The organism is Nonomuraea sp. NPDC049625 (assembly GCF_040675285.1).
In the GTDB taxonomy this organism is placed as follows: Bacteria; Actinomycetota; Actinomycetes; order Streptosporangiales; family Streptosporangiaceae; genus Nonomuraea; species Nonomuraea angiospora_A.
Genome location: NZ_JBFAOQ010000006.1, coordinates 610,484 through 634,799 on the forward strand (window position 1 = coordinate 610,484; position 24,316 = coordinate 634,799).

A 24,316-nucleotide genomic window follows, 5' to 3' on the forward strand; every position below is an offset into this window, starting at 1 on the left:
CAGGGTCAGTGGGTGGGGGGAACGTCGGGAAGATCGGAATCGTCGGGAAGCTCGGCGAGGGCGCCGAGGGTGACGGGCTGGGCGATGGGGCGGCGGGGCGGCCGCTGCGGCTCCCCGGCCAGGCAGGAGACGGCGTAGCCGCAGATGCGGCCCTGGCACCAGCCCATCCCGGGCCTGGCCAGCAGCTTGATCGAGCGCGCGTCGGTGGCGCCGAGGTCCTGCGCCTCGCGTACGCGGGCCAGCGGCACCTCCTCGCAGCGGCACACCAGCGTGTCGTCGCGCAGCCAGCCCTGCCAGCCGGGTTTGACGGGGTACGCCCGCTGCAGCGCCTCCCCGAAGGCCCGCCCGCGCTCCCGGCGCCGCAGCAGCAGCCCCGAATCGGCCCCTGAGGCCGACCGGGGGGAGCGCGCGTCGGCCACCACGGCGCGGCCGGCGATGCGGCCCTCCGTCTCGGACAGGAGCCAGCCGCCCACGCCCGTGGGCTCCCCGGCGGCCCAGACCCCGGGGACGGAGGTGCGCTGGGCGGCGTCCACGTCGAGCACGGGGCTGCCGTCCACGTCGTTCCGGGTGGCGCAGCCGAACTGGGTGGCCAGTTCGATCTGCGGCACGAACCCGTACCCGACGGCCACCGTGTCGCACGCGACGACGCGGGTGGAGAGAACGTTCCACTCCTGGTCGAGGCGGGCCACGGTGACGGCCTCCACCTCGCGCTCCCCGTGCGCCGCGACCACCGCCTGGCGCGTCCGGTACGGCACGCGGTGCCTGGCCAGGCTCGCGGCGTACCCGGCGGCCTCCCCGGCCTTGCCCAGGGCCAGCAGCGGATGCCTGGCCAGCCCGAGCCCGCCGTTCGCCTCCAGCACCCCGAGCACCCGCGCCCCCGCCGCGGCCAGCCCGGTGGCCACGGGCAGCAGGAACGGGCCGGTGCCGGAGACGACGATCCGCCTGCCCGCCACGACGCCGTTGCCCTTGAGCAGCGCCTGCGCGCCGCCGGCGGTCAGGACGCCGGGCAGGTCCCACCCGGGGAACGGCAGCGGCCGGTCGTGCGCGCCGGTCGCGATCAGCAGCCGCCGCGCCCGCAGGACGACCTGCCGCTCCGTGGAGTCGGCGCCACGGGTGACGCAGTGCACGACCAGGTCCCCGTCCGGCTCGCGGGTGACGCTCCACACCTGGTGGCGCGGCAGCACCTCGGCGCGGGCGTCCAGGGCCCGCGCCTGCCGCAGGAACCGGTCCAGGCCGGGCGCGGCCTTGGGGTCGGCGGCGTGGCGGAAGTACTGGCCGCCGAGCCGTACGGAGGAGTCCAGGAGCGCCACCCGCAGTCCGGGCAGCGCCGCCGTGAGCGCGCCGGCCACCCCCGCGGGCCCGCCGCCGATCACCACCAGGTCGTACGTCATGACGTCGTCACCTCGTCACCGGGCGCGGCCTCCACCAGACAGGCCCGCTCAGGGGCCCGCCCGTTGACCGAGATCAGGCAGTCGAAGCAGACCCCGATCCCGCAGAACAGCCCGCGGGGCCGCCCGCCGAAGCGGGTGCTGCGCCACGACCGCACCCCGGCCGCGTGCAGCGCCGCCCCGATCGTCTGCCCGGGCACGACGGGTACCGGACGCCCGTCGATCGTGATGTGGAACGTCAAGAGGACTCCTCCACGAAGCGATCCGGCCGGAAGGGCCGCAGGTCCAGGTCGGTCGGGGAGCCGGTGAGCACCTGCGCGAGCAGGTGGCCGGTCGCCGGGGCGAGCCCGATGCCCGCCCCCTCGTGCCCGCAGGCGTGATAGAGCCCGGGAACACGCGGGTCGGCGCCGATGACGGGCAGGTGGTCGGGGCAGTACGGCCGGAACCCGCAGTACGACCTGATGGCCCGCACCTCGCGCAGCGCGGGGAACAGCGCCACGGCCTGCTCGGCCAGGCGGGCGAGCACCGGCACCGACGTCGTCCGGTCGAACCCGACCCTTTCCCTGCTGGCCCCGATGAGCACGGTGCCCGCGGGCGTGCCCTCCACGACCGCCGACGTCTCCAGGGCCTCCGAGTCGCTGGCCACGTTCGTGACGTAGGCGGCGGTGTAGACCTTGTGCCTGATCAGCGGCTCCGGCAGCGGCTCGGTGACGAGGATGAACCCGCGCCTGGGCAGGATCGGCAGATCGACCCCCGCCAGCGCGGCCACCTCGCCGCCCCAGGTGCCCGCCGCGTTGATCACCGCGTCGCCGAGCACGTCACCCTGGGAGGTGCGCACACCCGCGATGCGGTCCCCCTTCCGCACGAACCCGGTCACCGCCGCCCCGAGGCGCAGCCGCAGCGTTCCGTGGCCGAAGCTCTCCGCGCCGCGCCTGAGCAGGCGCGCGGCGGCCAGCATGGGCTGCACCTGGGCGTCCTCGGGGTAGTACACCCCGCCGGCCAGGCCCTCGGCCAGGTGCGGCTCGTAGTCGCGCAGGGATTCGCCGGGCACCAGGGTGTGCTCCACGTCCTGCTTGGCGGCCAGCTCGGCGAGCTGCCGCCGAACCTCGGGGTTCTCGGCGACCACCAGGCCGCCCTTGGGCTCGAACTCGAAGCCGCCGAGGTCCGCGAGCGAGCGCCAGAGCCGGTTGGACAGCAGAGCGAGCTCCAGCTCGGGGCCCGGCTCCTTGTCGGACACCAGCACGTTGCCCTCGCCGGAGCCGGTCGTGCCGCCCGCCACGGGGCCACGATCGACCACGGTCACGTCGAGACCGGCGCGCGCGGCGTAGTAGGCGCATGCGGCGCCCACGACTCCGGCGCCGACCACGATGACGTCGGACATCCATCACCTCCCAGGTCTGTAATATGTCACATACCCCGCTCTCTTGAGAAGGCCCTTTCCACCGGACGGACGACACCGCAGTCCCCTGCCCCCGCCGCTACCCACCGACGGCATATCACCACCTCACCGCACCCGGCCAAGCTCCCTTCGCGGAGGGGTGGCCCACGCGCGCCGCCGCCCGCCCACCACCCGCGCTGATGCGCTTCGAGTGAGGCCAGTGGGAGGAGCGTGGGCGGTCGAGCCGAGGGGGCGTGCGTGGTCAGGGGTGGGGTGACCGGTGGGGGGACCGGGTGGGTGGGCCCGTACCATCGATGGCGTGAAGCTACCCACGGACCACCCCAACCGCCACGTGCGCCGCCTGTTCTCCTTCTGGGCGCCCACGACGCAGTCGATGCGGGCCTGGGCGATGGCGTCCGTGGTGGTCAACGCGGGCATCGCGGTGACGGGCGCGGGCGTGCGCGTCACCGGTTCCGGGCTGGGCTGCCCGACCTGGCCCAAGTGCACGCCGGACAGCTTCATCCCGGTCGCGCACCCCGAGGTGTCGATGCTCAACATGCTCGTCGAGTTCGGCAACCGGCTGCTGACGTTCCTGGTGCTGGCGGTGGGCGTGGCGTGCGTGCTGTCGGCGTTCCGGCTGGCGCCGCGCAGGCGCTCGCTGATGACGCTGGCGCTGCTGCAGCCGGCGGGCGTCCTGGCCCAGGCGCTGTGGGGCGGCCTGGTGGTCAGCACGATGCTCAACCCGTTCACGGTGGGCATGCACTTCCTCATCTCCATCGGCCTGATCGCCGCCTGCTGGATGCTGTACGCCCGGGCGGGCGAGGGCGACGGCCCGGCGCTACGGGTGACCCACCGCGACATCCGCAGGCTCGGCTACGCGCTGCTCGCGGCCGTGTTCGCGCTGCTGGCGGTCGGGGTCGGGGTGAGCGGCACGGGCCCGCACTCGGGCGACGAGATGGCCTCCCGCTTCGACCTCGACATCGAGGCGGTGGCCCGGCTGCACGCCGACGTCGCGTACATCGTGGTGGGGCTGACGTTCGCGGTGCTGTTCGCCCTGCACGTGAGCAAGGCGCCGCGGCCCGCCCGGCGGGCGGCGCTGGCGCTGCTGGCCGTGGAGCTGGGCCAGGGTGTGATCGGCTACACGCAGTACTTCCTGGCCGTGCCCGCCGCGCTGGTGCTGCTGCACGTGCTCGGCTCCACGCTGGTCTGGATCGCCGCGCTCAGGGTGGTCACCTCGCTGCGCACCCGCTCCCCGCAGACCGCCCCCGCCGACCACTCCCCCACCGAAGCCGCCGGAGCACCCGCCGCCGTCTGAGTGGATATGCCAGGGTATGTGGGGATCGGTCCGCCACTCCCCCACCCCCTGGAGGGTGAGATTTGTTACTGAAAGTCCGCCCCACTCGGAAGGCCCTGCGGCGCGCGTACCAGGGTCTGGTGCTGGTCAGCGTGCTCTCCCTGGCGCCCATGACGTGGGCCTGGCTCGGCAGCTCGACGCACCGGGTGACAGCCGTGGGCGACGCCTGGCTCGGGCGGGTGCCGGTGGCGCAGGCCGCGCTGGTGCTGGGCGCGGGCCTGTACGGCACGCAGCCCACCCCGATGCTGGCCCACCGGCTCGACATCGCCGCCGAGCTCTACCGGACCGGCAAGGTACGGGCCCTGCTGCTGTCCGGCGACAACAGCCGCAAGGAGTACGACGAGCCGACGGCCATGCGCGACTACCTGCTCCGCAGGGGCGTGCCGGAACGGGTGATGGTGCTGGACTACGCGGGGTTCGACACGTGGGACTCGTGCGTGCGGGCGCGCAAGGTGTTCGGGGCGCGGCAGGTGACGGTCGTGACGCAGGAGTTCCACCTGCCCAGGGCCGTGACGCTGTGCCGGACTGCCGGGCTGGAGGCGTTCGGGGTGGGTGACGACTCGACCAGGGAGTTCGCCGCGCCCACGTACGCCTACGCCACCCGCGAGCTGCTCGCCACCGCCAAGGCGTTCGCCGACGCGATGGTGCTCCACTCCGACCCGGTCTATCCGGGCCCGCGCGAGGTCTCCCTGACGAACATCCTGGCTCAGCCCGGCGCGCCGGGGGCGTAGCCGGGCGGCGGGGTGCCCCGCGCGGCCGACCTGGCGTGCGCCGTCGGCACCGGGAAGTCCGCCCGGGCCGTGCTCATGCACTCCAGCAGCGCCCGCTGCTCCTCGTGGAAGCCCTGCTCGTCGACCATGTGGCGGGCCGCCCGCTCGTGCAGCAGGCCCAGCTCGGTGGCGGCCAGCTGGTAGTCGCGCATGGCGCGCAGCCCGCGCTTGCCGCCGTGGGCCTTGGCCCACTGCCTGGCCTGGCGCCGCCGGGGGAACGTCGACAGCATGTAGATGTCGGCCTGGGTGACCAGCTTGGTCGGCTCGTACGGCGGCAGGTAACGCTGGATGAGGGCCACGATGCGCCGCCGGTCCTTGAACACCACGCCGATGAGCACGATCAGCACGGCCAGCAGCGCCAGGTAGGCCACCACGAGCCCGGGGAAGCCGCCGTAGGAGGCCAGGCCGTTCCACAGGCCGTGCAGGATCATCGCGCCCGACCAGCCCGCCAGGATGTAGAAGACCCGCTCGGGGCCTTCGCGCCGGGCGGCGTAGGCGACGGCGACGCCGATCATGGAGCTGAACAGCGGGTGGGCCAGCGGCGACAGGATGCCGCGCAGCACCACGGTGACCGCCAGCCCCTTGACGCCGGAGTTGGACAGCGCGGCGAGGTAGTAGCTGACGTTCTCGCTCATGGCGAAGCCGAGCCCGACCATGCTGGCGTAGATGATGCCGTCGGTGGGGCCGTCGAGCTCGGCCCTGCGGAACCTGAGCAGCCCGAGCAGCACCAGCCCCTTCATCGTCTCCTCCACCACGGGCGCGCCGAAGGTGGCCGCGACGTTGCGGGCGCCGGCCTCCGACAGCTTGGCGGTGTCGATGATGTAGTGCAGGTTGAGGTAGTTGATCAGGCCGGCGACCAGCACCGCGACGCCCGCGCCCCACGCGAAGGCGAAGATCAGGTTGCTGCGCGGCTCCGGCTCCATCCGGTCGAGCGCCAGCACGGCCGCCAGCAGCAGCGGCACCGGCGCGAGCGCCAGCGCGAGCGCGATGAAGAACTGCACCGGAGCGCCGTTGAGCACGTCGAAGGAGAACGAGACCAGAGCGCAGACTCCGGTGAGGACGAGCCCGATGATCAACGCGAACGACGGGCGGTCCTTCAACACCCAGCGTGGATCACGGGTCGCCATACGGTGACTTTAACGGATCAGAGGGCCGGGGTCCGTGCCGGTCAAGACAGCGTCACCGTCCGGACACGCGGCCGCACGCCGTCAGGGCAGCAGCGGGTCGATGGCCACGGCCAGGAACAGCAGCGCCAGGTAGGCGTTGGACCAGTGGAAGAAGCGCATGGGGCGCAGGTCGACGCCGGTCTCGCCGGCGTTGAGCCGGGCCAGCAGGCGGTGGACCTCCCACAGGCACATGGCGCCGAGGACGGCGGCCACGATCGGGTAGAACAGCGTGGTGCCGGCCACCGGCCACAGCGCCAGCGAGCACAGCACGGTCGCCCACGTGTAGGCGATCGACTCCAGGATCACGCGCCGCTCGGTGGCCACGACGGGCAGCATGGGCACCTTGGCCGCCGCGTAGTCCTCCTTGTAGCGCATGGCCAGCGTCCAGGTGTGCGGCGGCGTCCAGAAGAACACCACCCCGAACAGCACCAGCGGCGCCCAGTCGAGCCGCTCGGTGATGCCGGCCCAGCCGATCATCACCGGCATGCACCCCGCGATGCCGCCCCACACGATGTTCTGGGCCGTGCGGCGCTTCAGGATCATCGAGTAGACCAGCACGTAGAACAGGATCGCCCCGGTGGACAGCATCGCGGCCAGCCAGTTGGTGGTCACCCAGAGGCCCACCAGGGACAGCACGCCGAGCACGATCCCGAAGACCAGCGCGCCCCGCGGCGACACCTGGTGCCTGGCCAGCGGCCTGCGGCGGGTGCGGCGCATCTTCTGGTCGATGTCGCGATCCACATAGCAGTTGAGCGCGTTGGCACTGCCCGCCGATAGGGTGCCGAACACCATGACCGAGATCGACGTCCACAGCGGCGGCAGGCCACCCGCCGCCAGGAACATCACCGGCAGCGTCGTGATCAGCAGCAGCTCGATGATCCGCGGCTTGGTGAGCGCGATGTAGGCCTTGACGATCATGCCGATCGAGCGCGGCCCCTCCACCTGCGGAGATCGGGCCGTCGCCTGCCTGTTGGTCAGCACCGTCAAGGCGCTTCCAGCCTGTGCGGAGTCAACGCGTAACCTCTGATTAGAGCGGATCCATGGGTGGGCGCCGTGACGCCCCTGCGAACAAACAAACTGTAGTCGCAGGGGCGGCCGGTCCGGCCAATGGGGGGCTTGCGCCGCACATGGACACGTGCGGGTGGGATGGGAATCGTTCGCCAGCTCCACTCGGTTAGGGTCCCGTGTGGGCGGGATAGCCAATCAATGACTACTAGATTCCGGAGATCGAGCACTTGAGCACCGAACTCGTGCCAGCCCTCGAATGGACCGACCTGGACAAGCAGGCGGTCGACGTCGTTCGAGCCCTGGCGATGGACGCAGTGGAGAAGGCGGGCTCGGGTCACCCCGGCACCGCCATGAGCCTGGCTCCCGCCGCATACCTGCTGTTCCAGCGTGTGATGCGTCACGACCCGACCGATCCCAAGTGGGCCGGGCGCGACCGTTTCGTGCTGTCGTGCGGCCACTCGAGCCTGACGCTCTACATCCAGCTCTACCTGTCCGGCTACGGCCTCACGCTCGACGACCTGCGCCGGCTGCGCCAGTGGGACAGCCTGACGCCCGGTCACCCCGAGTACGGCCACACGGCGGGCGTCGAGACCACCACGGGCCCGCTCGGCCAGGGCCTGGGCAACGCGGTCGGCATGGCGATGGCGGCCCGCCGCGAGCGCGGTCTGTTCGACCCCGACACCGAGGCCGGCGGCTCGCCGTTCGACCACCACATCTGGTGCGTGGTCAGCGACGGCGACATCGAGGAGGGCATCAGCCACGAGGCCAGCTCCCTCGCCGGCCACCAGAAGCTCGGCAACCTCATCGTCGTGTGGGACGACAACCAGATCTCCATCGAGGACGACACGCTGATCGCCAAGTCCGAGGACGTGGTCAAGCGTTACGAGGCCTACGGCTGGCACACCCAGAGCGTCGACTGGACCGAGACCGGCGAGTACGCCGAGGACGTCCAGGCGCTCTACGACGCGCTGCAGGCGGCCAAGGCGGAGACCGACCGGCCGTCGTTCATCCGGCTGCGCACGATCATCGGCTGGCCGGCCCCCAACAAGAAGAACACCGGCAAGATCCACGGCTCGGCCCTGGGCGAGGCGGAGGTCGCCGCCACCAAGGAAGTCCTCGGCATGGACCCGGCCAAGACGTTCGACGTCCCGGCCGCGGTGCTGGAGCACGCCCGCGGCGTCGCCCAGCGCGGCCGCGCCGAGCACGCCGAGTGGGAGAAGGGCTACGCCGAGTGGCGGCTGGCCAACCCCGAGCGCGCCGAGGAGTTCGACCGCATCTCCCAGCGCGAGCTGCCCAACGGCTGGGCCAGGGCGCTGCCGTCGTTCGAGACGGGCGCGTCGATCTCGACCCGCAAGGCCTCCGGCGACGTGCTCAGCGCGCTGGCGCCGGTGCTGCCGGAGCTGTGGGGCGGCTCGGCCGACCTGGCGGAGTCGAACAACACCACGATGAAGGGTGAGCCGTCCTTCATCCCCGAGGAGTTCCAGACCAAGGAGTTCCCCGGCAACCGCTACGGCCGCACGCTGCACTTCGGCATCCGCGAGCACGCCATGGGCGCCATCCTCAACGGCATCGCCCTGCACGGCGGCACCCGCCCGTACGGCGGCACCTTCCTGGTCTTCTCCGACTACATGCGGCCCTCGGTGCGCCTGGCCGCGCTGATGAAGCTGCCGGTCACGTACGTGTGGACGCACGACTCCATCGGCCTCGGCGAGGACGGCCCCACCCACCAGCCGATCGAGCACCTGTGGTCGCTGCGCGCGATCCCCGGCCTCGACGTGGTGCGCCCGGCCGACGCCAACGAGACGGCGTACGCCTGGAAGACCGTGCTCAAGCACACCGACCGGCCCGCCGCCCTGGCTCTGACCAGGCAGAACCTGCCGGTCGTCGAGGGCACCAGCGCCGAGGGCGTGGCCCACGGCGGTTACATCCTGCGCGAGGCCTCCGACGGCCAGCCCAAGGTCATCCTCATCGCCACCGGCAGCGAGGTGGAGATCGCACTGGCGGGCCGCGAACTGCTGGAGGGCAAGGGCATCCCGACGCGGGTCGTGTCGATGCCGTGTGTCGAATGGTTCAAGGGGCAGGACATCGCATATAGGCAGACGGTTCTGCCTTCGTCGATCCGGGCTCGCGTCGCGGTCGAGGCCGGCATCGCGCTCGGCTGGCACGAGTTCGTCGGCGAATGCGGCGAAGTGGTCGGTCTCGAACACTTCGGTGCCTCCGCCCCGTACAAGACTTTGTACGAGCTTTTCGGGCTGACGGCGGAGCGCGTGGCGGCGGCGGCACATGCGAGCCTGGCCAAGCTTGGTCAGGAAAAGGGCGAGACGACGGGAAACTGAAGAAGAGATGAGCGAGATCCTCAAGAACCTGTCCGGCCAGGGCGTTGCCATCTGGCTCGACGACATCAGCCGTGAGCGACTGCGCACGGGCAACCTGGAGCAGCTGATCCGCGAGAAGAGCGTCGTCGGGGTGACCTCCAACCCGACGATCTTCGCCAACGCGCTCAGCAAGGGCGACGCCTACGCCTCCCAGCTCCACGACCTCGCCGTACGCGGCGTGGACGTGGGCGAGGCCGTGCGCGCCATCACCACCTACGACATCCGCTGGGCCGCCGACGTGCTGCGCCCCGTCTTCGACGCCACGGGCGGCGTGGACGGCCGCGTGTCGCTGGAGGTGGACCCGCGCCTGGCCCGCGAGACCGAGAAGACGGTCGCCGAGGCCCGGGCGCTGTGGTGGATGGTCGACAGGCCCAACCTGTTCATCAAGATCCCGGCCACGGTCGAGGGTCTGCCCGCGATCACGCAGGCGCTCTCGGAGGGCATCAGCGTCAACGTCACGCTGATCTTCTCCCTCGAGCGCTACCGCGCGGTCATGGACGCCTGGCTCGCCGGCCTCGAGGCGGCGCAGGCCAAGGGCCTCAACCTCGCCACGATCGAGTCGGTGGCCTCGTTCTTCGTCAGCCGCGTCGACACCGAGATCGACAAGCGGCTCGACAAGCTGGGCAAGCCGGAGCTGAAGGGCAAGGCGGGCATCGCCAACGCGCGCCTGGCCTACGCGGCGTACGAGGACGTGATGAACTCCGAGCGCTGGCAGCGCCTGCGCTCGGCGGGCGCCCGTCCGCAGCGGCCGCTGTGGGCCTCGACCGGCGTCAAGAACCCCGACTACTCCGACACCATGTACGTCGACCAGCTCGTCGCGCCCGGCACCGTCAACACGATGCCGGAGAAGACGCTCGACGCCACGGCCGACCACGCCAACGTCACCGGCGACACGGTCCGGCCCTTCTACGAGCAGGCCTGGAACACCATGGCCGCGCTCAAGGAGGCCGGCATCGACTACGACGACGTGGTGAAGGTGCTGGAGGACGAGGGCGTCGAGAAGTTCGAGGCGTCCTGGAACGAGCTGCTCGAGAGCGTCACCAAGAACCTGGTTCCGTGATGGAGGTGCTCTACCGCGAGGAGGGGGTGGCCTCGGCCGCTTCCTCCGTCGCGGGGCGCCTCGTCGCCGACGGCGTGCCCGCGCGGCTCGCCGCCGGCGACCCCACGCTGTGGGGTGAGGACGCCGAGCGGGAGGCGGCGGTCAGGCTCGGCTGGCTGACCCTGCCCCGCTACTCTCGCGAGCTGCTGCCCGTGCTGGGCGGGCTCGTCGAGCGGGCCCGCGCCGCGGGCCTGACCAACGTGGTGCTGGCCGGGATGGGCGGCTCGTCGCTGGCGGCGGAGGTCATCTGCGCGACCGCCGACGTGCCGCTCACCGTGCTGGACACGACCGACCCGGGGCAGGTGCGGCGCGCGCTGAGCGAGCAGCTCGACGCCACGGTGGTGGTCGTGGCCGGCAAGAGCGGCTCGACCGTGGAGACCGACTCCCTGCTGCGGATCTACGAGCGGCTGTTCACCGACGCGGGCCTGGCCCCCTCCGGCCGCGTCGTGGTCGTCACCGACCCGGGCTCGCCGCTGGAGAAGCGGGCCGTGGAGGCCGGTTACGAGCTGGTGCTCGCCCAGCCGGACGTCGGCGGCCGTTTCTCGGCGCTGTCGGCGTTCGGGCTGGTGCCCAGCGCGCTGGCGGGCGCCGACGTGGCGCGGCTGCTCGACGAGGCCGGGGAGGTGCTGCCGCTGCTGTCGCGCGACACCGGCAACCCCGGGCTCGACCTGGGCGCCGCGCTCGGCGGCGCGGCGCTGGCCGGGCGCGACAAGCTGCTGCTGGAGGACCAGCTCTCGGCCATCACCGGGCTGCCCGACTGGATCGAGCAGCTCGTGGCCGAGTCCACCGGCAAGCAGGGCAGGGGGCTGCTGCCCGTCGTGGGCGCCGACCCCAACGAGAGCGGCGACGAGCTGGTCGTCGCCATCGAGACCGACGTCGGGGACGTGCGCGTGGACGGGCCGCTGGGCGCGCAGTTCCTGGTCTGGGAGTACGCCACCGCCCTCGCGGGGCTGCTCCTGGAGATCAACCCGTTCGACCAGCCGAACGTGGCCGAGTCGAAGGCGAACACCGCGGCGCTGCTGGCCCTGCCCGACCTGCCGACCGGCGCGCCGTCGTTCGTGGACGGGCCCGTCGAGGTGTACGGCGCGGCCACGGCCCGGGACCTGCCCGGGCTGTTCGCCGAGTTGCTGAACGCGATACCGGCGGACGGCTATCTGTCGATCATGGCCTTTCTGGACCGGATGGCGGCCTTCGACGCCCCGGTGCCCGACGGGGCCGACTTCGAGCAGATGACCGACGCCTGGATGATGGCCGACCCGGCGACGCTGCGGGCGCTGCTCGCGCTGCGCACGAACCGGCCGGTGACGTTCGGGTGGGGCCCGCGCCTGCTGCACTCGACGGGGCAGTACCACAAGGGCGGGCCGCAGAACGGGGTGTTCCTGCAGATCACCGGGGCGGTGGCCGAGGACGTGACGGTCCCCGGCCGGCCGTACACGCTGGGGCGGCTCCAGCTGGCCCAGGCGCTCGGCGACCTGGGGGCGCTCGAGACCCGCGGACGGCCCGCCGTACGACTGCATTTGACCGATCGCGCGGCGGGCGTCGCGCGTTTGCTCGCAGCAGCACAGGAGGCTTGACATGACTGACCCGGCAGCACCCGTGGAGGAGGCCGTCGCGGCCGCCGTCGCGGGCACCGCCACCACCGAGGAGGTGGCCGCCGCCAACCCGCTGCGCGATCCGCGCGACAAGCGGCTGCCGCGGGTTGCGGGACCGTGCGTGATGGTGTTGTTCGGCGTGACGGGCGACCTGGCCAAACGCAAGCTGTTGCCGGCGATTTACGACCTGGGCAACCGGGGGCTGCTGCCGCCCGGCTTCTCGCTGGTCGGCTTCGCCCGGCGCGATTGGAAAGACCAGGATTTCGCCCAGTTGACGCACGACGCCGTCAAGGCGCACGCCAGGACGCCCTTCCGCGAGGAGGTCTGGAAGCAGATCCGCGAGGGCATCCACTTCGTGCCAGGCGAGTTCTCCGACGACGGGGCGTTCGACGCGCTGGCCATGGCGCTGGCGGAGATCGACGAGACCCGGGGCACGGGCGGAAACTACGCGTTCTACCTGTCGGTGCCGCCGAAGTTCTTCCCCGTGGTGGTGGAGCAGCTCAAGCGGACCGGGCTGGCCGACGCGCCCGACGGGTCGTGGCGCCGCGTGGTCATCGAGAAGCCGTTCGGGCACGACCTCAAGTCGGCCCACGAGCTGAACGAGATCACCAACTCGGCCTTCCCGGAGAGCTCGATCTTCCGGATCGACCACTACCTGGGCAAGGAGACCGTCCAGAACATCATGGCGCTGCGGTTCGCCAACAACCTCTACGAGCCCATCTGGAACCGCGGCTTCGTCGACCACGTGCAGATCACCATGGCCGAGGACATCGGCATCGGCGGGCGCGCGGGCTACTACGACGGCATCGGCGCGGCCCGCGACGTGATCCAGAACCACCTGCTCCAGCTCCTCGCGCTGGTCGCCATGGAGGACCCGACCTCGTTCGATGCCTCGGCGCTGCGGCGGGAGAAGGAGAAGGTGCTCAAGGCCGTGCGGCTGCCGGCCAACCTGGCGCTGAACACGGCGCGGGGCCAGTACTCCGCCGGCTGGCAGGGAGGCGAGAAGGTCGTCGGCTACCTGCAGGAGGAGGGCATCTCGCCCGAGTCCACGACCGAGACGTACGCGGCCGTCAAGCTGGAGATCGCCAACCGCCGCTGGGCGGGCGTGCCGTTCTACCTGCGCACCGGCAAGCGGCTGGGCCGCCGGGTAACGGAGGTGGCCGTGGTGTTCCAGCGGGCGCCACACCTGCCGTTCAGCAAGGACGACACCGAGATCCTGGGCCAGAACGCGCTGGTGGTGCGGGTCCAGCCGGACGAGGGCATCACCGTGCGGTTCGGCTCGAAGGTGCCGGGGACCGCCATGGAGGTCCGGGACGTCTCCATGGACTTCGCCTACGGCGAGTCGTTCCTGGAGTCGTCACCGGAGGCGTACGAGCGGCTGCTGCTCGACGTGATGATCGGCGACCCGCCGCTCTTCCCGCACCAGCGGGAGGTCGAGCTGTCGTGGACGATCCTCGACCCGATCGAGGAGTTCTGGGCCACGCAGGGCCAGCCCGAGCCCTACGAGGCCGGTTCGTGGGGGCCGCCGTCGGCGGACGCGATGATGGCCCGCGACGGCCGCGTGTGGAGGAGACTCTAAAGTGACTACCTTCATGCTGTCGGACACGACGGCTGGGAAGATCTCGGCGCAGTTCACGCACCTGCGCCACCAGATGGGCGCGCCCGCCATCGGCATGGTGCTGACGCTCGTGGTGGTCTGCGAGGAGCGCCACCAGTACGACGCGCTGCGCGCAGCCACCGACGCGGCCCGCGAGCACCCGTCGCGCATCATCGTCGTGATCAACCGTGAGGCCGACGAGCCGATCAGGCTGGACGCGGAGCTGCGCATCGGCGAGTCCACGCCGGGCGAGGTCGTGGTCCTGCGCCTGTACGGCGAGCTGACCCAGCACGCCGACTCCGTGGTCAGCCCGCTCCTGCTGCCCGACACGCCCGTCGTGGTGTGGTGGCCGGGCGCGGCGCCCGACGTCCCGGCCAAGGACGCGGTCGGCGCCCTCGCGCAGCGCCGGATCACCGACGCCAGGGGTTTCGACGACGGCGGGGTCAAGTCGCTGGTGACCAGGGCCAAGGGATACTCCCGCGGCGACACCGACCTGTCCTGGGCCCGGCTGACGCCGTGGCGCAGCCTGCTGGCGGCCGCGTTCGACCAGCCGGTGGGCAAGGTCCGCAAGGGCGTGGTGGAGGCCTCTCCCGGCAACCCGAGCGCGCCGCTGCTGGCCGCCTGGCTGTCGGACCGGCTCGGCGCCCCGATCAAGGTCGTCGACTCCTCCGGCCCCGGGCTGACGGCCGTCCGCCTGCAGCTCAACGACGGCGACCTGGCCGTGGTGCGGCACGACGCCCGCCTGGCCACGCTGTCGCGGCCGGGCCAGCCCGACCGGAACGTGGCCCTGGCCCGGCGCCAGACCGCCGAGCTGATGGCGGAAGAGCTGCGCAGGCTCGACCCCGACGAGATCTACGAGGCCGCGGTCAAGCGGTTCGCCCGCACGTACAAGGGATGACGTGGGACCGCAGTGGCTGAGAAAGTAGTACCTGTGAGCGTTCCCAGCGTGGTCGTCCACCGCGACGCCGATGTCCTGGCCAATGCCGTGGCGGCACGGATCATCACCCGCCTGGTCGACGTGCAGTCGGCCAAGGGGTCGGCCTCGATCGTGCTCACGGGCGGCACGGTCGGCATCGCCACGCTGGCGGCGATCGCCGCGACCCCCGCCCGCGACGCCGTCGACTGGCGCCGGCTGGACATCTGGTGGGGCGACGAGCGCTTCGTGCCCTCCGGCGACAAGGAACGCAACGAGACCGGCGCCCGGGAGGCCCTGCTCGACCACGTGGACGTCAACCCGGAGCGGGTCCACGTCATGCTCGGCCCCGACTCGGGCCTGACGGCCGAGGAGTCGGCCGAGTCCTACGCGGCCGAGCTGCGCAGGGCGGCCCGGCCGGAGGACCACGGTCCCGTGCCCGGCTTCGACGTGATGCTGCTCGGCATGGGGCCCGACGCGCACGTGGCGTCGCTGTTCCCGGGCATGCCCGCGCTGTACGACACGCGCCCGGTGGTGGCCGTCCACGGCGCGCCGAAACCGCCGCCGACCCGCATCTCGCTGACGCTGCCCGCCATCCAGTCCTCGCGCGAGGTCTGGGTGGTGGCGGCCGGTGAGGAGAAGTCGGGCGCCGTCCGGCTGGCGCTGTCGGAGTCGGGGCATGTCCAGGTGCCCGCTTCGGGTGCCAGAGGGCGGGCGCGCACGCTGTTCCTGCTGGACCGGGCGGCGGCGAGCAAGATCCCGCCGGAGCTCGGGCGCATCTCGTCCCCCTGAGGCCGTGATTCCGGGCCCTGATTCCAGGCCCGGATTCCGGGCCCTGATTTCGGGCCCTGATTTCGGGCCCTGATTTCGGGCCCTGATTTCGGGCCCTGATTTCGGACAGGGCGGGGGCCGCGCGGTTCCCGCCCTGTGTCGTCCCTACCCGGCCAGCTGGTCGATCTCCTCGATCAGCGCCTGCTTGCGCTCCTCGGCCAGGTACGACGCCCGCACGCCGTTCCTGGCCAGCTGGGCCAGCTCGGACTTGCCGAAGCCGAAGGCGCGGGCCGCGGCCCGGTACTCGTCGGCCAGCGTCGTGGCGAACATGGGCGGGTCGTCGCTGTTCAGCGTCACGTACAGGCCCTCTTCCAGCATCCGCGGCAGCGGGTGCCCGGCGAGGTCGGCGACCTGGCCGGTGCAGACGTTCGAGGTGGGGCAGACGTCCAGCGGGAGCTGGGTGTCGCGCAGGTGGGCGACCAGGCGCGGATCGGCGAGGCAGTTGATGCCGTGGCCGATGCGTTCGGCGCCGTAGCCCTCGATGACCTCCCAGATCGTCTCGGGGCCGGACATCTCGCCGCCATGCGGGACGCTGTGGAGGCCGGCGGCGCGGGCCGCCGAGAACGCCGATCGGTACGCGTCCCGATATTTCGGGCGCTCCTGCTCGATGCCGCCGATCCCGAAACCTACCAGCGCGGCGGGAGGTTCCTGGAGCGCGTGCTCCACGGTCACCTTGGCGGCCTCCTCGCCGTACTCGCCGGGGATGTCGAAGATGTACGCCATCTCCACCCCGTGATCGGCCAGCGAACGGGCGGCGGCCAGGTCAAGGGCCTCCGTCACCTCGCGCATGGGCATGCCGACGATGTGGTGGGCATACGGCGTCACCTGGAGCTCCACGTAACGGGCGCCCTGCGGGGCCAGGTCGCGGGCCAGGCCGAGGACGAGGGTCGCCACGTCCTCCGGCTCCCTGACGAGCGCGTTGACGGCCCGGTACACCTGGGCGAAGTGCGGGAAGTCGCGGAAGGTGTAGAAGCGGCGCAGCTCTTCCTCGCTGGTGGGGACCGTGCTGCCGGGGTGGCGGCGGGCGAGTTCGAGCACGGTGGGGACCGAGGCCGAGCCGATCAGGTGCACGTGGAGCTCGACCTTGGGGAGCGCGTCGATGAAGGCGTCGATGGTGGCGTCGATGGTCATGGCGACGACCATACGAGCGATATTTCCCGAAAAAATAGCCTTCATGAGGAAATCTCACAGAAGATTGTCAGGATCGGCGGCTGGGATAGGGTTGAAGGCGTGACCAACGCCGAAGCGTACGATCGCGGCTTCGCCCAGCTGAGCTCCCACACCGTCGGCCCCCTCCTCGACCGGGCGTGCGCGCCCCGGCTGCTCGACATCGGCTGCGGCACCGGCGTGGTCACCTCCGCGGCGCTCGCGTTAGGCGCCGAGGTCACGGCCGTGGACGCCGATCCCGGCATGCTCGAGCTGACCGCGCGCCGCCACCCGTACGCGACGATCCGCCGGGCCGCACTCCCCGAGCTCCCCTTCGACGACGGGGAATTTGACGCTATAGCCGGAAAGTTCGTCATCAATCATGTGCCCGACACGGCCAGGGCCCTCAAGGAGCTCCACCGCGTGCTGCGTCCCGGCGGCACCATCGCGCTGACCTGGTGGAAGTCCGACGAGATGACCGCCACCAACGTCTTCGCCGACGCCATCGCCGCCGCCGGGGTCCCCTACGAGCCGCCGGCCCGGCCGTTCACCGGCAACGACACGCCGCGGCGCTTCACCGAGCTGCTGGAGGCGGCGGGGTTCGAGGCGGCGGCGGTCGATCCGGTGCGCTGGCACCACCGGGTCGATCTGGCCACCTGGTGGGACGACATCGTGCAGGCGGGCGGCCCGCGCTTCGCGATGATCTCCAGGCAGCCGCCGGAGACCTTCGAGCGGATCAGGGCCTGCTACACCCGGCTGGCGGCCCCGTACGAGCGGGAGGGCTTCCCCGTGTGCGCCTACCTGGCGCACGCCGCCCGGTCAGGCCTTTGACCAGGCGGTCACCAGCGGCATCAGCACCCCGTCGACCGACTCGGCCACGAACTCCGCTCCGAACGGAGGCCCCGCGAAGATCATCCGATGCCAGACCAGCGCCTCGGCGAGCGTGAAGAGCCGCCCGGCGTCGACGGGCCCGGACAGTTCCCCGCGCTCGGCGGCCCGCTCCAGCAGGGCTTGCACGTCGTCGAGGTCCTTGGTGGGCATGTGCGCGCGCAGGGTGCGCGCCAGCTCCTGGTTGGACACCAGCGTCGAGGACAGGCCGATGACGAGCGTGTGCTTGCGCTCCACCGTCTGGCACAGCCCGCGGAAGATGGAGACCAGGTCGCCGCGGAGCGACCCGGTGTCCTCGCCCGCGGGCGCGTCCATGTCGAAGCGCCGGCAGATGACGTCGACCACCAGCTCGGGCTTGCCCGACCAGCGCCGGTAGATGGTGGCCTTGCTGGCCCTGGCCCGTTTGGCGATCTGGTCGACCGACATCCGGTCGTAGCCGACCTCCGACAACAGCTCCATCGTGGCGTCGAGAATGGCCCTGTCGCGATCAGGGTCTAGTGGAGCCACGCACACGTCCTTCAGCTGTAGGCGATTTCATCGAATCGTACGCCCGTCAGTTCCGTCGACACGTCCCAGAGCCGCCTGGCGTCCGCTTCCGAGCGCGCCCTGTCCGACGGCGTGAGGCGCTTGAGCTTGGGGCCGATGAACTCGCCGCCGCGGACGTCGGGCGAGGTCGCGGCGTAGAGCGAGGGCACCGCCCCGGCCGCCGCCGACTTGAAGAACACGCCCATGAGGGGCTGTAGCAGCCCGAGCTTGACGATGTTCGTGGCGGTGGTGCCCGGGTGGGTGGCGACGCTGATGAGGCCCGTGCCGGCCCTCTCAGCGCGCCGTTGGAGCTCCAGGGTGAAGAGCAGGTTGGCGAGCTTGGAGCGTCCGTACGCGCCGAAGCGGCTGTATCCGCGCTCCAGGCCGAGGTTGTCGAAGTCGATCCTGCCCATGGCGTGGGCGTCGCTGGAGACGTTCACCACGCGGGCGGCGGGAGCGGCCAGCAGGAGCGGCAGCAGCAGGCCCGTGAGCGCGAAGTGGCCCAGGTGGTTGGTGCCGAACTGCATCTCGAAGCCGTCCTTGGTCTCCTGCCGCGCGATCATGCCGATGCCCGCGTTGTTGACCAGCAGGTCGAGCCGGTCGACGCCCTCGGCGAACCGCCTGACCGAGGCCAGGTCCGCGAGGTCGAGCCGGCCGTACTCGACCTCGCCGCCGGGAACCGCCCGCAGGATGTCCTCCACGGTCGCCTCGCCCTTCTCGGGCGAGCGCGCGGCGACGATGACGCGGGCGCCGTGCCTGGCCAGCTCCAGCGCGGTGGGGCGGCCGATGCCGCTGTTGGCGCCGGTCACGATGGCGGTCTTGCCGGTCAGGTCGGGGATGGAGTCGGGGGTCCAGCCAGTCATCGCCACTCCTCGGTCTGGGCGTTGGCTCATTGGTGTACGAAACCGTTTCGTACACCCTCACCCTAGCCCAATCTCTGCCGCGCGTGCCGCTCCTCGCGCCGGGCGACTTCCAGCCGCTGCTCGCTCTCGGTGAGCCTCTTGCGGGCCTTGGCCAGCTTCCGCTCCAGCAGCGCCACCCGCTCGGCGCGCTCGTCGTGCTCCCGCACGGCGGACTCCAGCGCCGCCTGCCACTCCCGGTGCGCGGCCTCGGCCTCCTCGCGTTCCCTGGCCCTCCTGGCCTCGGCCTCCTCGCGTTTCTTCGCCTCGTCCTCGGGGGACGGCCGCCTGGCGGGCCGCTCGCGCGGGACGGGGGCGGGGGCGAAGCCGCTGTAGCTGAGCGGCTTGACCAGGCAGCCCCGGCGCACCTGCGCGGCCGCGTCGGCGTCCACGATGGCGGACTCCAGCGTCTGGTCCACCTCGGCGGCCGCCGCGGGCGACAGGCCGCCCGCCTGTCTGACGAGCCTGCCCACCTTGCCCATGACGCCGGCGCGGCGCCGGGTCAGCTCGGCCAGCGCGTCGGCGTCCTGCTCCTGCCAGGCCGCGCGCAGCCGCTCCCCCACATCGAGCAGCTCGGCGAGCTCGTCGGGGCGCTCGCGGACGACCCGGTTCACGGCCCAGGCGGACACCGTGGGCTTGCGGAGCTTCGCTATCTCGCGGGCGAGCCCCGCCTCACCCGCGTCCTTGGCCGCGCGGGCCTCGGCCTCGCGCGCGGCGGTGAACTCGGACGGCGGCAGCGCGTAGAGCCGGCCGGCCACCTCGTCAAGATCCACACAGGTCAAATACCCCACATCCGCTGGTTTGTAGCGCATAGTGGAGGCAGTGGCAGTCGAACGGAGGCCCCCGTGTTCGAACGCTTCACCGACCGTGCGCGACGGGTCGTCGTCCTCGCCCAGGAGGAGGCGCGGATGATGAGCCACAACTACATCGGCACGGAGCACATCCTGCTCGGCCTGATCCACGAGGGCGAGGGGCTGGCCTCGCTGGTGCTCGACGGCTGTGGCGTGGAGCTCGACCACGTACGCGCCTTCGTCGAACGCGAGGTGGGCCACGGCGCCAAGTCGCCCAGCGGGCACATCCCCTTCACGCCGCGCGCCAAGAAGGTCCTCGAACTGTCACTGCGCGAGGCCCTGCAGCTGCGCCACAACTACATCGGCACCGAGCACATCCTGCTCGGGCTGATCAGGGAGGGAGAGGGGCTGGCGGCCCAGGCGCTGGTGGACGCGGGCGCGGACCTGGCGGACGTACGGCAGCGCCTGCTCGACCGCGTGGGCCGCGGCTCCAAGGAGCGACCCACCGAGATGTTCTTCGCCGGCGGCTCCGTGCTGGGCGAGCGGCTCACCCGCATCGAGGAGAGCCTGGAGCGCATCGAACGCCACCTGGGCATCCGGCCGCAGGCCGACAAGCGGCCGGAAGAGCCGCCGCGCGAAGAGGGTCTAGGCTGAGACCATCGTGCCGACCGGCAGCCTGCCCTCCATCACCCCGGGGTCCTCGGTGTAGCCGAGCGTGGCGCCCAAGGAGATCAGCAGCCTGCGCATCCTGGCGTTGTCGGACAGCATGGTGGCCTTGACCTCGGCGTACCCCAGGTCGCGGGCGCTCCGCACGAGCATCCTGGCCATCGCCGTGCCCAGGCCGCGCCCCTGCCAGCGGTCCTCGACCAGGAAGGCCATCTCCGCGATGCCCGGGTCGGGGGTGAACATGAGGTTGGCCATCGCCACGACCTGCCCGTCGTGCCCGGCGACCAGCGAGAATCCCCTGCTCCTGTCGCACAGCCGGTCGAACGTGCGCGCCGGCAGCGCGGGCATCGAGGTGAAGTAGCGGAACCGGCGCGACTCGGGCGAGCACCTGTCGTGCAGGTCGCGCACGGCCTCGCGGTAGATCGAGGTGAGCGGCCGGACCGTGATCTCGACGCCGTCGGAGAGCTTGATCGCGCGCTCGGCGGCGCTCGTCTCCGCGGGCTGGGCGAGCCTGGCGAAGGAGGCCGCCCTGGCCGCCTCGGTCAGCGTGAACGGCAGCTCCGCGCGGCGCAGCCGGACCGCCCGCCTGGGGGCCACGGGGACGACGAGCTGGGTCGGGTCGGGAAGATCACTCACCGCTTCACCATAGATCCACCTGGCGTCGTCCGCGCGCAGCAGCTCGGCCAGGAGCTCGGGCAGCCGCCACGGCATGGAACGCAGCCTGGAGGCCAGCAGCAGCGCCCTGGTGGGCTCGTCGGTCAGCTCGTGGGCGGTGGCGGGGACCACCTGGACACGGCGGCCGCCGGCCGCCTCCAGCGCCTCGCGCACCGTCTCGGGGTTGGCGGGGATGTCGGCGACGAACTCGTCGACGGTGCCGTCCGCGTCGGACTGCACGCTCAGGCCGAGGATGTTGCCGCCCCTGGCCGCCAGGGCCGCGGCGAGTGAGGCCAGCCGGCCGGGTCGCTCGTCCACCGTGGTGCGGATGCGCAAGAATCCCATGGCTTGAGCATGCCTGGCAGCTGTTACACGACCGCTAACGATGTGTTTCATCGCGTATTTCGTCGCGAGATGATGCGATTTATCCCCATATTTCCCTCCATCGCCCCCTCCGCACCCCCACCTCCGCACCCCCTCCGCACCCTCGGCCTCCGCACCCCCTCCGCACCCTCGGCCTCCGCACCCTCGGCCTCCGCGCGCCCGCCTCCGCGCGCCGGCCGCGATGCGACGACGCGCCATGGCCACCTGGGCGGCCCCCGGACCGGGCCTCGTCAGGGGGCGGAGGTCGCACCACCGCACGGCCCGACGCCGACCGCTCCATCGCGCTCGTAGCCGTCGACCGGCCGAAGATCCGGCCGTCCCGCACGGTGAGGGCGCCGATCGCGAAGGGCGCCCCGTTCGAGCGGTGAGACCCGGCCGCTCCCCGAGCGCGGCGAGGACGCCGTCCTGGGCCCGTCAGCAGTCCGGGAGCCGCCCCGCTTGTCGCAGGTCACCGGGCCGGGCGGGAAGATGTACGGCGGGCTCGGAGCGCGCGAGCCGGATCCACCACAGAAAGGAACCCCATGAACATCCTCTTCCGAGGGGGCCGCGTCTTCACGCCGGGCGGCGTGCGGGACGAGGCCGTGCTGGTGAGCGACGGCGTGATCGCCGCGGTGGGGCCGGAGGGCGAGCTGGCCCGCCAGGCGCCGTCCCACGAGACGGTGGATCTGGAGGGTGGCCTGCTGGTGCCCGGCTTCACGGATGCGCACATGCACCCGGTCCAGGCGGGCCTCGAGCGGGCAAAGTGCGACTTGTCAGAAGATTTCGGCCTTGACGCCTACATAGCCGTGATAGCCGACTATGCCGCGAAAAATCCGGCTAAAGAGTGGATCGATGGCGGCGGCTGGGACATGTCGGCGTTCCCGGGCGGCCTCCCCCACCGCGACCAGCTCGACTTCCTCGACCGTCCCGCGTACCTCATCCAGCGCGACCACCACGCCGCCTGGGTCAACACCCGGGCCCTCCAGCTGGCCGGCATCACCAAGGACACGCCGGACCCCGCCGACGGCCGCATAGAGCGCGACGCCGCGGGCGAGCCCACCGGCGTGCTGCACGAGGGCGCGATGGACCTCGTCGGCCTGCTCACCCCGCGCCCGACCGCCCAGGACCTGGACGACGCGCTGGAGGACGCGCAGCGGCACCTGTTCTCGCTGGGCATCACCGGCTGGCAGGACGCCATCGTGGGCTCCTACGCGGGCTCCCAGGACCAACTGCCCACCTACCTGTCCGCGGCCCGCTCAGGCAGGCTCAGGGCGCGTGTGGTGGGCGCGCTGTGGTGGGACAGGACGCGCGGCCTGGACCAGATCGAGGAGCTGGTCGAACGCCGTGCCGCCGCCGAGGGCCTCGACCGGTTCAGGGCCACCTCGGTCAAGATCATGCAGGACGGCATCACGGAGAATTTCACGGCGGCCACCCTGGAGCCGTACTGCCTCTGCGGCGGCACGGGCCTGTCGTACGTGGACCCGTACAAGCTCAAGGAGTATGTCGCCGAGCTGGACCGGCTCGGCTTCCAGGTGCACTTCCACGCCATCGGCGAGCGGGCCGTGCGCGAGGCCCTGGACAGCTTCGAGGGCACCGACCCCGGCAACCGCCACCACATCGCCCACCTGCAGATCATCGAGCCGTCGGACGTGCCGCGCTTCGCCGCCCTGGGCGTCACGGCCAACCTGCAGCCGCTGTGGGCCACTCACCACGCCCAGATGGACGAGCTGACCCTGCCGTACCTCGGGGAGCCGCGCTCGTCGTGGCAGTACCCGTTCGCGGACCTGCTGGCGCACGGCACCCGCTTCTGCGCGGGCAGCGACTGGCCGGTCTCCAACGCCGACCCGCTGCAGGGCATGCACGTCGCGGTCAACCGCACGGAGCCCGGCGGCTCGGTGCACGCGGACTACCCGACCGCGCAGACCCCGTTCCTGCCCGGCCAGCGCATCGATCTGGCCGCCGCCATGACCGCGTACACGGCGGGCTCGGCCTGGATCAACCGCTCCCCGGCCGGCGCCGTCGAGCCGGGCCGCCCGGCCGACCTGGTGGTCCTGGACCGCGACCCGTTCGAGCTCGCGCCGGGCGAGATCTGGACGGCGCGGGCGCGCCTGACGTTCGTGGACGGCGACCCCGTCCACGAACGCTGAGCGGCCATGTAAACGGCGAAAGGGCCTCGGAGAACCGAGACCCTTTCGCCGAACCCAGCCACTACCAGGGGGACTTGTTGTTCCTCAGGCGCTCCAGTGCCTCCTCGAGGATCGCCTTGCCGTCCTTGTCGCTCCTGCGCTCCTTCACATAGGCAAGATGCGTCTTGTACGGCTCGTTCTTCGGTGGGGCAGGCGGGGCCGACTCGTCCTGTCCGGCAGGGAGGCCGCAACGTGGGCAGTCCCAATGCTCGGGAACCGCCGCGTCGCTGGCGAAACTGGGGCGCGTCTCGTGCATGTTGGCGCACCAGAACGAGACCCGCACTCTCGGAGCTGCCTCGCCGCGCTCGGCCTCCCCCATAGGGCCGGCGCCGACTCGGCTGCCACGGATCGCGTTGCCACTACCCACGGATGAACTCCTCGCTCGATCGCCCCGCGCGCAGGCACGGGGGGAGAATCACTGTCACGCGTTAACTTGTTTGCTCAGGGCTTCATGAGAAGGCCGAGAGCGATGATGCAGACGAACCAGATCGTGCCGGTGATGATCGTCAGCCGGTCGAGGTTGCGCTCCACCACCGAGGAACCACCGAAGTTCGACGAGAAACCGCCGCCGAACATGTCAGACAAGCCGCCACCCTTGCCCTTGTGGAGCAGCACGAGCAGGATCATGAGACCGCTCGCCAGGATGAGGGCGATGGAGATTCCGATTTCCACGGTATGCCTGTTCCTTCAATGCTTTGTTACGCGTGACGATTCAGACTTGCCTTCT

Annotated in this window: 22 protein-coding genes and 1 pseudogene; 11 read left to right on the forward strand and 12 right to left on the reverse strand. The window is 71.6% G+C overall.

What is annotated here, in order from left to right; genetic code table 11:
* Positions 1-5 precede the first annotated feature (5 nt).
* From AB0J87_RS28755 to AB0J87_RS28765, 3 genes are read right to left on the reverse strand one after another with little or no spacing between them, the layout of a single operon-like run.
* Complete coding sequence (locus AB0J87_RS28755; RefSeq protein WP_363970033.1) at positions 6-1,391, reverse strand: NAD(P)/FAD-dependent oxidoreductase; 1,386 nt, start codon at positions 1,389-1,391, stop codon at positions 6-8.
* On the reverse strand, positions 1,388-1,630 hold the full coding sequence (locus AB0J87_RS28760) for a (2Fe-2S)-binding protein (protein ID WP_185076981.1): 243 nt from the start codon (positions 1,628-1,630) through the stop codon (positions 1,388-1,390). Before AB0J87_RS28760 ends, AB0J87_RS28755 begins: the two co-directional genes overlap by 4 nt.
* Positions 1,627-2,769, reverse strand: coding sequence for an FAD-dependent oxidoreductase (locus AB0J87_RS28765; RefSeq protein ID WP_363970036.1), 1,143 nt, complete (start codon positions 2,767-2,769; stop codon positions 1,627-1,629). Before AB0J87_RS28765 ends, AB0J87_RS28760 begins: the two co-directional genes overlap by 4 nt.
* Before the next feature lie 316 nt (positions 2,770-3,085).
* Here AB0J87_RS28765 and AB0J87_RS28770 point away from each other — a divergent pair, with 316 nt between their 5' ends.
* Complete coding sequence (locus tag AB0J87_RS28770) at positions 3,086-4,081, forward strand: COX15/CtaA family protein (protein ID WP_363970038.1); 996 nt, start codon at positions 3,086-3,088, stop codon at positions 4,079-4,081.
* Between the two features lie 62 nt (positions 4,082-4,143).
* A complete protein-coding gene (locus AB0J87_RS28775) occupies positions 4,144-4,851 on the forward strand; it encodes an ElyC/SanA/YdcF family protein (protein WP_363970040.1) in 708 nt (235 codons plus the stop codon).
* Here the strand turns inward: AB0J87_RS28775 and AB0J87_RS28780 are convergent.
* Positions 4,827-6,017 carry a PrsW family intramembrane metalloprotease gene (locus AB0J87_RS28780; RefSeq protein WP_350739999.1) on the reverse strand — a complete coding sequence of 397 codons (1,191 nt, stop codon included), beginning with the start codon at positions 6,015-6,017 and terminating at the stop codon, positions 4,827-4,829. The two genes, AB0J87_RS28775 and AB0J87_RS28780, sit on opposite strands and share 25 nt — an antisense overlap.
* Before the next feature lie 81 nt (positions 6,018-6,098).
* The gene (locus AB0J87_RS28785; RefSeq protein WP_363970042.1) at positions 6,099-7,043 is read right to left on the reverse strand and encodes a heme o synthase; all 945 of its coding nucleotides are present in this window, start codon (positions 7,041-7,043) and stop codon (positions 6,099-6,101) included.
* A 248-nt stretch (positions 7,044-7,291) separates the two neighbouring features.
* Here AB0J87_RS28785 and tkt point away from each other — a divergent pair, with 248 nt between their 5' ends.
* Genes tkt through pgl form a run of 6 tightly spaced genes read left to right on the forward strand, consistent with a single transcriptional unit; the run spans position 7,292 to position 15,432 of the window.
* Positions 7,292-9,400, forward strand: a complete 2,109-nt coding sequence (gene tkt / locus AB0J87_RS28790) for a transketolase (protein WP_363970044.1) — start codon at positions 7,292-7,294, stop codon at positions 9,398-9,400.
* A 7-nt stretch (positions 9,401-9,407) separates the two neighbouring features.
* Positions 9,408-10,499 (forward strand): transaldolase, encoded by a 1,092-nt coding sequence (gene tal / locus AB0J87_RS28795; RefSeq protein ID WP_363970046.1) that lies wholly within the window; start codon positions 9,408-9,410, stop codon positions 10,497-10,499.
* Entirely contained in the window at positions 10,499-12,112 is a 1,614-nt protein-coding gene (locus AB0J87_RS28800) for a glucose-6-phosphate isomerase (protein ID WP_363970131.1), read from the forward strand. Before tal ends, AB0J87_RS28800 begins: the two co-directional genes overlap by 1 nt.
* Before the next feature lies 1 nt (position 12,113).
* Positions 12,114-13,709, forward strand: a complete 1,596-nt coding sequence (gene zwf, locus AB0J87_RS28805; RefSeq protein ID WP_363970048.1) for a glucose-6-phosphate dehydrogenase — start codon at positions 12,114-12,116, stop codon at positions 13,707-13,709.
* A gap of 1 nt (position 13,710) precedes the next feature.
* On the forward strand, positions 13,711-14,625 hold the full coding sequence (locus AB0J87_RS28810) for a glucose-6-phosphate dehydrogenase assembly protein OpcA (RefSeq protein WP_355200619.1): 915 nt from the start codon (positions 13,711-13,713) through the stop codon (positions 14,623-14,625).
* A gap of 33 nt (positions 14,626-14,658) precedes the next feature.
* Positions 14,659-15,432, forward strand: a complete 774-nt coding sequence (gene pgl / locus AB0J87_RS28815) for a 6-phosphogluconolactonase (protein ID WP_355200617.1) — start codon at positions 14,659-14,661, stop codon at positions 15,430-15,432.
* Positions 15,433-15,576: 144 nt separating this feature from the next.
* On the opposite strand, the gene add is transcribed toward pgl, so the two are convergent.
* Positions 15,577-16,602: an adenosine deaminase gene (add, locus tag AB0J87_RS28820; protein WP_363970051.1), complete on the reverse strand. Its 1,026-nt coding sequence runs from the start codon at positions 16,600-16,602 to the stop codon at positions 15,577-15,579.
* 99 nt (positions 16,603-16,701) lie between these two features.
* Here add and AB0J87_RS28825 point away from each other — a divergent pair, with 99 nt between their 5' ends.
* Positions 16,702-17,448, forward strand: coding sequence for a class I SAM-dependent methyltransferase (locus AB0J87_RS28825; protein WP_363970053.1), 747 nt, complete (start codon positions 16,702-16,704; stop codon positions 17,446-17,448).
* Here the strand turns inward: AB0J87_RS28825 and AB0J87_RS28830 are convergent.
* The 3 genes from AB0J87_RS28830 to AB0J87_RS28840 form a co-directional block, all read right to left on the reverse strand.
* On the reverse strand, positions 17,437-18,012 hold the full coding sequence (locus tag AB0J87_RS28830) for a TetR/AcrR family transcriptional regulator (RefSeq protein WP_363970055.1): 576 nt from the start codon (positions 18,010-18,012) through the stop codon (positions 17,437-17,439). The genes AB0J87_RS28825 and AB0J87_RS28830 overlap by 12 nt on opposite strands.
* Positions 18,013-18,023: 11 nt before the next feature.
* Positions 18,024-18,893: an oxidoreductase gene (locus tag AB0J87_RS28835; RefSeq protein ID WP_363970057.1), complete on the reverse strand. Its 870-nt coding sequence runs from the start codon at positions 18,891-18,893 to the stop codon at positions 18,024-18,026.
* Between the two features lie 62 nt (positions 18,894-18,955).
* Positions 18,956-19,702, reverse strand: a complete 747-nt coding sequence (locus AB0J87_RS28840; protein ID WP_363970059.1) for a hypothetical protein — start codon at positions 19,700-19,702, stop codon at positions 18,956-18,958.
* A gap of 72 nt (positions 19,703-19,774) precedes the next feature.
* Between AB0J87_RS28840 and AB0J87_RS28845 the strand changes: the two are divergent.
* A pseudogene (locus AB0J87_RS28845) lies at positions 19,775-20,191 on the forward strand (Clp protease N-terminal domain-containing protein); the annotation flags it as partial.
* 174 nt (positions 20,192-20,365) lie between these two features.
* Here AB0J87_RS28845 and AB0J87_RS28850 read toward each other — a convergent pair.
* Positions 20,366-21,385, reverse strand: coding sequence for a GNAT family N-acetyltransferase (locus tag AB0J87_RS28850; RefSeq protein ID WP_363970061.1), 1,020 nt, complete (start codon positions 21,383-21,385; stop codon positions 20,366-20,368).
* 560 nt (positions 21,386-21,945) lie between these two features.
* Here AB0J87_RS28850 and AB0J87_RS28855 point away from each other — a divergent pair.
* Positions 21,946-23,550 carry an amidohydrolase gene (locus AB0J87_RS28855; RefSeq protein WP_363970063.1) on the forward strand — a complete coding sequence of 535 codons (1,605 nt, stop codon included), beginning with the start codon at positions 21,946-21,948 and terminating at the stop codon, positions 23,548-23,550.
* 61 nt (positions 23,551-23,611) lie between these two features.
* Here AB0J87_RS28855 and AB0J87_RS28860 read toward each other — a convergent pair whose 3' ends face one another.
* Together AB0J87_RS28860 and secG are read right to left on the reverse strand one after the other, a co-directional pair.
* On the reverse strand, positions 23,612-23,956 hold the full coding sequence (locus AB0J87_RS28860) for an RNA polymerase-binding protein RbpA (RefSeq protein ID WP_350739960.1): 345 nt from the start codon (positions 23,954-23,956) through the stop codon (positions 23,612-23,614).
* 74 nt (positions 23,957-24,030) lie between these two features.
* Positions 24,031-24,261 carry a preprotein translocase subunit SecG gene (secG, locus tag AB0J87_RS28865; RefSeq protein WP_185076999.1) on the reverse strand — a complete coding sequence of 77 codons (231 nt, stop codon included), beginning with the start codon at positions 24,259-24,261 and terminating at the stop codon, positions 24,031-24,033.
* Positions 24,262-24,316 lie beyond the last annotated feature (55 nt).

Coding starts and splice junctions, on each gene's coding strand:
- AB0J87_RS28835 (WP_363970057.1), bottom strand. CDS start 18,893: ATGACTGGCTGGACCCCCGACTCCATCCCCGACCTGACCGGCAAGACC.
- AB0J87_RS28780 (WP_350739999.1), bottom strand. CDS start 6,017: ATGGCGACCCGTGATCCACGCTGGGTGTTGAAGGACCGCCCGTCGTTC.
- AB0J87_RS28855 (WP_363970063.1), top strand. CDS start 21,946: ATGAACATCCTCTTCCGAGGGGGCCGCGTCTTCACGCCGGGCGGCGTG.
- tal (WP_363970046.1), top strand. CDS start 9,408: ATGAGCGAGATCCTCAAGAACCTGTCCGGCCAGGGCGTTGCCATCTGG.
- AB0J87_RS28765 (WP_363970036.1), bottom strand. CDS start 2,769: ATGTCCGACGTCATCGTGGTCGGCGCCGGAGTCGTGGGCGCCGCATGC.
- add (WP_363970051.1), bottom strand. CDS start 16,602: ATGACCATCGACGCCACCATCGACGCCTTCATCGACGCGCTCCCCAAG.
- AB0J87_RS28755 (WP_363970033.1), bottom strand. CDS start 1,391: ATGACGTACGACCTGGTGGTGATCGGCGGCGGGCCCGCGGGGGTGGCC.
- AB0J87_RS28850 (WP_363970061.1), bottom strand. CDS start 21,385: ATGGGATTCTTGCGCATCCGCACCACGGTGGACGAGCGACCCGGCCGG.
- AB0J87_RS28800 (WP_363970131.1), top strand. CDS start 10,499: ATGGAGGTGCTCTACCGCGAGGAGGGGGTGGCCTCGGCCGCTTCCTCC.
- zwf (WP_363970048.1), top strand. CDS start 12,114: ATGACTGACCCGGCAGCACCCGTGGAGGAGGCCGTCGCGGCCGCCGTC.